Origin of the sequence: Klebsiella sp. MS 92-3, assembly GCF_000195655.1 — a bacterium.
GTDB lineage: Bacteria > Pseudomonadota > Gammaproteobacteria > Enterobacterales > Enterobacteriaceae > Klebsiella > Klebsiella pneumoniae.
The window spans coordinates 1-607 of record NZ_GL882729.1; the positions used below are offsets into that span (position 1 = coordinate 1).

At 61.1% G+C, this 607-nt stretch carries 1 protein-coding gene; it reads right to left on the reverse strand.

Going from position 1 to position 607, the window contains the following annotated elements; genetic code table 11:
• Positions 1–31 precede the first annotated feature (31 nt).
• On the reverse strand, positions 32–607 hold a 576-nt coding region (locus tag HMPREF9538_RS23825; protein WP_009484048.1), incomplete at its 5' end, for a DMSO/selenate family reductase complex B subunit.

The following is a 607-nucleotide window of genomic DNA, read 5'->3' on the forward strand; positions in this document are numbered from 1 at the left end:
CAGCGGCCATTCATGCCATCCGTTTCCCATCTCACACCTCCTTCGGGTTCGCCAGGTAACCGGTGGTATCGCCACACGGCCGGGCATTGGCGTTAGGTTTGATAACGATACTCGGCCGGGTAAAGTGCGCCGACGGCAGCGGCGCTACCGCGGCCAGCTGGCCGTGCTTAGCGCGCAGTTCGGCAATTGGCCCGAAATCCAACGCCCGCAGCGGGCAGGACTCGACGCAGATCGGCTTTTTCCCCTCGGCGACGCGCTCGTGACAGCCATCGCACTTGGTCATATGGCCTTTGTCGGCGTTGTACTGCGGGGCGCCGTACGGGCAGGCCATATGGCAGTAGCGGCAGCCAATGCATACCTCTTCGTTGACCACCACAAAACCGTCTTCGCGCTTATGCATCGCGCCGCTCGGACAGACCTTGGTGCAGGCCGGATCTTCACAGTGGTTACAGGCGATGGAGAGGTAATAGGCAAACACGTTCTGCTGCCAGACGCCGTTGTCCTCCTGCCAGTCGCCGCCGGCATATTCATAGATGCGGCGGAAGCTGACCTCCGGGGTCAGGTTCTTGTAGTCCTTACAGGCCAGTTCGCAGGTTTTGCAACCGGT